The 5850-nt window shown below is 61.9% G+C and carries 5 protein-coding genes and 2 tRNA genes; 3 read left to right on the forward strand and 4 right to left on the reverse strand.

Features of this window, described 5'->3' with window-relative positions:
• Positions 1-188: 188 nt before the first annotated feature.
• From HY556_07475 to HY556_07485, 3 genes are all read left to right on the forward strand, one after another.
• Positions 189-260 (forward strand) — tRNA-Cys (locus HY556_07475).
• A 302-nt stretch (positions 261-562) separates the two neighbouring features.
• Positions 563-2452 carry a S8 family peptidase gene (locus HY556_07480; GenBank protein MBI4393618.1) on the forward strand — a complete coding sequence of 630 codons (1890 nt, stop codon included), beginning with the start codon at positions 563-565 and terminating at the stop codon, positions 2450-2452.
• A gap of 462 nt (positions 2453-2914) precedes the next feature.
• Positions 2915-2987: transfer RNA gene (locus tag HY556_07485), tRNA-Gln, on the forward strand.
• 49 nt (positions 2988-3036) lie between these two features.
• On the opposite strand, the gene HY556_07490 is transcribed toward HY556_07485, so the two are convergent.
• From HY556_07490 to HY556_07505, 4 genes are all read right to left on the reverse strand, one after another.
• On the reverse strand, positions 3037-4224 hold the full coding sequence (locus HY556_07490; GenBank protein ID MBI4393619.1) for a tyrosine-type recombinase/integrase: 1188 nt from the start codon (positions 4222-4224) through the stop codon (positions 3037-3039).
• A gap of 83 nt (positions 4225-4307) precedes the next feature.
• Entirely contained in the window at positions 4308-4832 is a 525-nt protein-coding gene (locus tag HY556_07495) for a WYL domain-containing protein (GenBank protein MBI4393620.1), read from the reverse strand.
• 38 nt (positions 4833-4870) lie between these two features.
• Positions 4871-5248 carry a MarR family transcriptional regulator gene (locus tag HY556_07500; GenBank protein MBI4393621.1) on the reverse strand — a complete coding sequence of 126 codons (378 nt, stop codon included), beginning with the start codon at positions 5246-5248 and terminating at the stop codon, positions 4871-4873.
• Positions 5245-5544: a hypothetical protein gene (locus tag HY556_07505; protein ID MBI4393622.1), complete on the reverse strand. Its 300-nt coding sequence runs from the start codon at positions 5542-5544 to the stop codon at positions 5245-5247. Before HY556_07505 ends, HY556_07500 begins: the two co-directional genes overlap by 4 nt.
• Positions 5545-5850 lie beyond the last annotated feature (306 nt).

Consider the following 5850-nt stretch of genomic DNA (forward strand, 5'->3'; position numbering starts at 1 on the left):
ACGATGATGGCTCCGATCCGAGGCGGGCCGCGAAGCCGATGGTGGCTGTGGAGCCGGCGAGGCGAGGTGACGCAGTCACCGAAGCCGATGGTGGCTGTGGAGCCGGCGAGGCGAGGTGACGCAGTCACCGAAGCCTTAAGACCCATGGCCTGATTTCCCATCGCCGTCCCGATTCGGGATGATCCCCCGCAGGGGTGGCAGAACGGTAATGCGGCAGACTGCAGATCTGCTTTCAGGGAGTTCGACTCTCCCCCCCTGCTCTTCCGGGTCCCAATCCTCTCTCCGGGTCCAAAGGGGGGAGAGGAGACAGGAGGGCGACAAGAGGGAGCCACCCGTGTCGACTCTCCCCCCCTGCTTGACGGAATCGCGACGTGGGGGAGCGATTCCGTCACGAGAGGACGAATGAAGTAAGTCCTCGACGTGGCCCAACGGTTGCTCCTTCTCCAACGGGGAGAGGCGATAGGGTGGCGACCGAAGACCACACCTAAGACCCCCCATTCCGTCCTTCGTCCGCTACCAACAGTAATATATTAACTCGCCCCCAGTGGATATCCGTCAACGGATGAGACTAGCGGGTACCATCGCTTTGGCCAGCGTTCTCGCCATCACGCTCGTGGCGTCAGCACTGCCCCTCGATCCCGAGCCCGTTCCGACGCGGTCGTACATCATTTCATTCACGCACACGCCGACCATTGCCGAACAGGTTGATCTTGCGAAGATGGGCGTCGCGGGCGAGATGTATCACCTTCTTCCGATGATGCGCGCCGACATGACTTCGTTCCAAGCGAACGAGATCGGATCGCGAGCCTATGTGCTGCGTGTCGATCGCGACCTCGCCGTAGCGGCCCACCTCGACCGAAGCAAGGCACTCTCCCGCGCCGGCGCCGCTTCCCTCGAAGGCCTCGCGGGGACTGGCAAGGGCGTCACCGTCGCCGTCGTCGATTCGGGGCTCGATCGGCAACATCCAGACCTACGCGACCGCATCAAGGCGAGTCTGCGGTTCGTGAACGGCGCGTGGCAGGAGGCTGGGGTCGACACCGACGGGCACGGCACGCACGTCGCGGGCATCGTCGCCGGAAGCGGTGGCCAGAGCGGCGGGTTGTACGCTGGTGTCGCCCAAGGCGCGGACCTCGTCGGTCTCGATTTCTCGAGCGCCCCATCGACGTCCACGGCGATCGCCGCCTTCCAATGGATCCTCGATAACCAGCGCGCCATGAACATCCGGGTGGTGACGAACAGTTGGGGGCGCACGGAGTCGTCGAGCCATTACGACCCCGAAGACCCCGTCGTGAGGGCGACCAACCGCCTCCTCCTTGCGGGCGTGGTCGTCATCTTCTCGGCCGGGAACACGGGCCCGGGCCCACACACGCTTTCGGCCGAGGCCCAGAACCCCGAAGTCATCACCGTCGGGGCCACCAATGACGCGGGTGTCGCCGCGGAGTTCTCGAGCCGCGGCCCGGCCGTCGACACGACCGGGAACGCCGTCGGTTTCATCAAACCCGATCTCGTCGCCGACGGCCAACGCGTGATGTCGACGAAAAGCGCCCAACAGGTCGGCACACCGTCGGCCCCGATCCTGAACCAAGTGGACGCACCGGGACAGACCGCGGTCTATTACACGGAGCTGTCGGGAACGAGCCAGGCCGCCCCGCACGTGGCCGGGGTCGTCGCTTTGATGTTGGAGGCGAATCCCGGCCTCACCCCGAACCAGATCAAGAACATCCTCCACGAAAGCGCAATCGACCTAGGGCCCGCCGGCCCCGACGGCGACTACGGGTTCGGCCTCTTGGACGCGAGGGACGCGATCGCCCTTGCAAAGAACGTCCCGAAGGACAACGGCAACATCCTCGTCGCGGGCGGCTCCGAGGAATACGGCGACCGCGGCGAGATCCGCGCGGCCGGAAGTGGCCCATCGACCCTGCCGCTCGCAACCCCTGACAGCCAAAGCGATATCGCGTCGGCCGATTTCCCGGCGAAACCCGGCGCTTCCCGCATCACGTTCGATTTTGCGTGGACCCCGACGGACGCCGCTTTCAAAGTCGTCCTCTCCGACGGCGCGAACACCTACGGCCCCTGGCTCATCAACCGCGACGAGGGTGGACGCAAGGTCATCAGCGGCCTCATCGACGGCGGCATAACGCCCGGCGTGTGGCACGTGTACGGCAAACCCACGCTATCGGCTTCGGTCCAATACGAGTTCAAGGCCAGGGTGGACGTGGGAGAGAACCCGGACCGGGCCGGCCGACTCGACGACCGGTACAGGTTGCCAGATGACAACTACGGGCCCGTCGACAAATACATCGCCGAGCTCCAATACGAGCTCAAGGACGCGGAGATCGCGCTAAAACAAGGATTCGAGGTCCTGCGGCGTGACGTCCCGGGACCAGGGATTTGGGAGCTTTTCGGCGCCGTAGCGGTCGTCGCCGTCGCGCTTACCAAGCGCAAGAGATAAAGAAGGGGGCGGGATAGGGTTTTCAGCCGTTTGGATACGGCGCATTCCGACAACTCAGCCTAGTGGCCGGTCGTGGACTCGCTGCGGCTCCTTCGTAGCCGTCTGCGTCTGGAGAGGGCCGTCGTCGGACCGGTCCGCCCCGTGGTCGCGTGGACTCGCACGCGCTCGTCCACTTGTCCCCGGGGCTGGCAGTGAAAGAAGTCTAAAAAACCAGCCCCGTGGTCGCGTGGACTCGCACGCGCTCGTCCACTTGCCCCCGGGGCTGGCAGTGAAAGAAGTCTAAAAAACCAGCCCCGTGGTCGCGCGGATTCGCTAGGGCTCATCCGCTAACCACGGGGCAAGATGAATAATTGGGTAGAAAATAGCCCCGTGGTGAATCGAGGGGCCCAGCCCCGTGGCGCTAGGTGACTCCCTCCGGTCGTCACCCGCGCCCCGGGGCAGAAGAATAATTGGGTGGAAATCAGCCCCGTGGTGTAGCGGCCAATCATACGGGACTTTGGATCCTGTGACTCAGGTTCGAATCCTGACGGGGCTATGAATCCGAGGCGTGGAATTTGAACCGGGAAGCGGAATATGAACCCGGGTCAGGCATAGCCAGTCATCCCCGCCCACCTGGTAGTAGGCAAGCTCATCTGCTTTCGAGCATCCTCAACGCTAGCCTCCAATGATTCCTGGGAGAGTCGACCTTGGACGTGTTCAAGATACGCCTTCGCAATCGTCTCCTCCGGTGTAGATGGCTCCCAATGGTAGCCGGGCAGGATGTCGCGCCGCGCGATCCGATCCTCCAATAGCGGCTGGTTGTAGTGCTTGTTGAAAACGTCCCAACTTATTCCGAGTTGCTCCTGAGCGAGCTTCGGGTTTTCCCGCGCGATCAATGTCCCGACGCTCTTGCGAATGACGTGCGTCGTTATCGGCTTCTGAATCCCGGCGAGTCTCGCGAGGCGCTTCAATGTTCGGTTAATCCATTGGCTGGTCACCACACCTGCCGGCGCGATAAAGACCGGCGTCTCCGAGCCGCGCCACAATGGCGTCGTTCGAAGGTAGTCCACCCATCTGCGCAACCGAACGGCTGCGCGCGGCGTGAGGACCACGTTGTGTTCAGATTTGTTCTTCATGTGTCGAAACAACGCTGCTGGCTTCTCCCAGGCGATGTCGCCGACCGTGAAACGCGCCAAGTAGCTTCGGATGCGGCCTCCCGTACACCAAGCGGTCTCCAAGTAGGTCCGGAACAACTCACGGTAATGCGGCGTCCGGAACTGGTAATGGTCGACCGCGTCGAACATCTTTCGCATGTCGTCCTCGGTGTAATGTTGGACGAGACGAATACGCATGGGAAAACCGCGCATCACGAGGCGTTCGCCCGATTGAGTCGTGCGCCCGAGTGCGGCGCGAACCACGGCGTTCCAGGCTTTGGCGAGGTGGGCGGCGTAACTCTCGCTGATGAACTTCTTATCCACCAGTTCCCGAAGATATTCACGATACGCAGCCACATCCTCGGGTTGGAGTGTCGCGAAGTCCAGCCCCTTTGACGCGAAATCTCGCAGAATACGGGTCAGATCGGCGCGTCGCTGGTTCAGCGTGATTTCGCGCAGTTGCCTTCGTTCCCGAATGAACGGAATGATCCTGTCCATCGTTTGGGTCGGCGACAGTCCGCGGAACGATTCGCGGTCTAAGGTCGAGGGGCTCTCTGCCGGTTGCCGATTGAATTCCTTGAAGGGTGGCTTCATGGAGTTCGAAAGTCCTATCCTGGCTTTCAGTTCCTGGCCCGCCAAGGCACAGATCCTGCACGGCGAGGATTTTCAAACGGAAGCCGCGTTCTTCGCGCGTGGGCGTCGGCAGGACGGCTCACCTTGGCTCAACCTGGTGCCGTCTTGGCCGGTGCGCGTCGTCGCTTTCTCGTGCTACTGGGGGAGATGCGTATGCTCGCTATGCGTTCGATCCTGAACGTGCGCTCGTCCTTCCTTAGGTGGCAATATGCGATGAGGTAGCGCCCGGCAATCTCCGTCGGGGTCACGCGCCGCGTCGTCCAATCGCCGCGGCTATGCGCGTAGTACTCCATCTCCACGTCGAGCCCCTCCTTGATGGCGCGCCTCAGGATTTGTCTCGACCTGGTTGCGTCGTATGAGGGTCCAGTCCAAGGCTCATCCTCGTCCCAAGGCATGTCGCCTTCAAAATCAGATGGAATCCAACGCCACTCAAGGATCTGCTTCACGACATAATCCAAGTGGGCGCGTTCGGCGTTGTCGAGCTTCCGGCCTAGCTTCAGGGCGAGACGACGTGGCCGGAATTCCTCAAGTAGGCTCGCGCCTTCGGATTCGAACGCTTCCAGCAATTTTGCGCCGACGGCTGCGAGCCACGCATCTTCGCGAGTGAGTTCCACAATTCCAATTCGCCGCGGATCGATTCTGGTCTTTCTGGTCACACTTCGACCCCGATCTCTATCCGCTCGTAGCCCACGTGGGGCACGCTTCGGGTCCGACCCGCTCCTTTCACGCTCTCTAATTGCACGAGGCCGAGTCCCTCCAAGATGTCGAGATCCGTGGTGACGGATTTTCGGTCCCGCTTGGCCAGCTTCGCGAGTTCGTATACACTCGCGGGTCGCTCGTGCCGGATCAGGGTCAAGAGCCGCAGGCGCTCGCTGGTCAGGAAACTGCGAAGCGCCTCGGCGTCGCGGAAAATGAGATTGTCCTCACGCTTCTTGGTCGCACGCTTCGCGATCCTTTCGAGCGAACGCGCCGTAGCCTCGATCTCTTGTTCCTCCGTCATGATCTCGATTCTGACTTTGCGAGCCTTCATTCGACGCCACTCCTCAACCGCTTCACGGCCGCTTGGAAATGCCGCAAAAGATCCTGCCAATCGGTCGACTCGAGCGGACCGACTTTTCCCCCCAAATGTTCGTGCGGCCCCTTGCCGTGGGCATTGTCCATCCTGTACACCCTGATTCCCTTCCCTTCGATCCGTTGCACGTAGGCAAACGCGAACTTGACGCCCTTCGGGAAGCGTCCTGTTCGTTTGACCGCCCACGCGTTGACTTCCGTGAATTCGCCGGGACCCAAGACCGTCCGTTGACGCAGGAGCAGCCGCGCCGGCACATATGTGGTATGTCAAGCCACATATATAGCGGTTCCTCCCTGGACAAGAGAGAGGGGCGGCCGCCGCGAGAACCGCCCGATTTCGATGAGAACCTACCATCCGTGCTGACGGGGATACCGGAACGGTCGGGTTCGGTCACGATCCGGTTTTCTTTTGAGGCTATGTGATGAGGCGGTGGCCCATTAGCTGTCGTGTAACTCGCTAATCCGACCCGCCTTGTAACTCTAAAACCGACCCCCCTGGCCGGCGGCGACCGTATCGCCGCCGGACCTTGAAAACCTTCTCCCGATTCCCGGGAAGATACA

This window comes from Euryarchaeota archaeon (genome assembly GCA_016207515.1).
GTDB lineage: Archaea > Thermoplasmatota > SW-10-69-26 > JACQPN01 > JACQPN01 > JACQPN01.

What these genes read in the sequence shown, in the direction of transcription:
- HY556_07500 (MBI4393621.1), bottom strand. Translation starts at nt 5,248, where the DNA reads ATGAAGGCTCGCAAAGTCAGAATCGAGATCATGACGGAGGAACAAGAG.
- HY556_07480 (MBI4393618.1), top strand. Translation starts at nt 563, where the DNA reads ATGAGACTAGCGGGTACCATCGCTTTGGCCAGCGTTCTCGCCATCACG.